General features: G+C 46.2%; 1 protein-coding gene and 1 pseudogene. One reads left to right on the top strand and one right to left on the bottom strand.

What is annotated here, in order from left to right; genetic code table 11:
- Nucleotides 1-67: 67 nt before the first annotated feature.
- Nucleotides 68-574, bottom strand: a complete 507-nt coding sequence (locus tag NZ772_19150) for a hypothetical protein (GenBank protein ID MCS6815674.1) — start codon at nucleotides 572-574, stop codon at nucleotides 68-70.
- 116 nt (nucleotides 575-690) lie between these two features.
- Here NZ772_19150 and trmB point away from each other — a divergent pair.
- Nucleotides 691-1,242 (top strand): annotated as a pseudogene (gene trmB / locus NZ772_19145) (tRNA (guanosine(46)-N7)-methyltransferase TrmB).
- Nucleotides 1,243-1,289: the final 47 nt, after the last annotated feature.

The raw sequence follows: 1,289 nt of genomic DNA, 5'->3' as shown, positions 1-1,289 counted from the left end.
AAAGGAATAGCTGTAGCTACCTATACACTTTTGCAATTAGCAGGGTTGGCAACTCTGGCTGTGCTGTCTACGGCAAGAGGTTGGCTGGTGGACTAAACACCCCAGAGTTATAACCTTCCCAAACTTGATTAAATAGCTTACGCCGCGTTTCTCCAGCATCAACGTAGGCATTCAACTCTGCTTGTAAAAGCTTTCTAACGATCGGCTGCTTCAGCACCACTAATAACTCGTTTAGCTCTGTCTCTGAAAAAGTATCCGTTAACCTAGCAGCATAGACAGCTTCAACTTGGTGCCATCCTGCCTCTCGTCTCAAGAGCGAATGCAACCACGTTATCAATGTCCGGTTCATAGTTGGTGCTGTAGTCATGTCAATAGCATTGCCTAGGTATAGATTATATCTCTGAGCAATGCCAGCTTCCTGCAACACAATCTTAGCTAGTTCCTGTTTCGGAAGGTCTACAGTCAGTGGCTTGGGCTGTTGAGACCAGATGGGGAAGGTGTGAATAGTAGTCACAATGGTGATGAAAATTGTGCATAACAAGCCTATTGACCACCACCGAATCGATTTCAGCATAGAATCTCCAATAAGCTTGAGAGCAGCCTATTACCTACATCTTGGTGTTGAGATTGTAGGATGAAAAATAGCACACGTAAGGTTTTGACCATGTTGTTTCAGTATTTCTAGCACTCATGCCTCAGAAAATTGTTACTCGTATCCGAGAGCACGTTAACCCTCTCAGTCAAAAATATCGGCAGCCTGTACAGCCACCAAATTGGTTACAGATCTACGATCGTCTCCACCAACCTCTACATATCGATATTGGCTGTGGATGGGGGAAGTTTTTGCTAGAGATGGCAACTCTGGATTCAACATGGAATTTCCTAGGGTTAGAGATTCGAGAGCCGTTAGTACACCAAGCCAATAGCTGGATAGCTGAGGCCAAGTTAACGAACTTGCATTACCTGTTCTGCAATGTCAATACGTCCCTAAAAGTTCTCCTCAGTACCTTGCCTGCCGGTGTTTTGCAGCGAGTCACCATTCAGTTTCCAGATCCATGGTTCAAGCGGAAACATGGGAAGCGTCGGGTTGTGCAACCAGATATGGTCGCTACCTTAGCACAGCATCTGGTGCCTGGTGGCGTGCTATTTGTGCAGTCAGATGTTGAACAGGTAGCCAAGGAGATGCACGATCGTATCCTTGACCACCCTCAGTTTCAGCGCCAGCACGAGGAGCTTTGGTTGTAGAGTAACCCTATGCATGTACCCACCGAACGCTAGATGAGCAATTT

The sequence above is a fragment of the Cyanobacteriota bacterium genome, from assembly GCA_025054735.1.
Classification (GTDB): domain Bacteria; phylum Cyanobacteriota; class Cyanobacteriia; order SKYG9; family SKYG9; genus SKYG9.
This window is presented reverse-complemented; position numbering and strand designations above follow the sequence as displayed.

What these genes read in the sequence shown, in the direction of transcription:
- NZ772_19150 (MCS6815674.1), bottom strand. Translation starts at nt 574, where the DNA reads ATGCTGAAATCGATTCGGTGGTGGTCAATAGGCTTGTTATGCACAATT.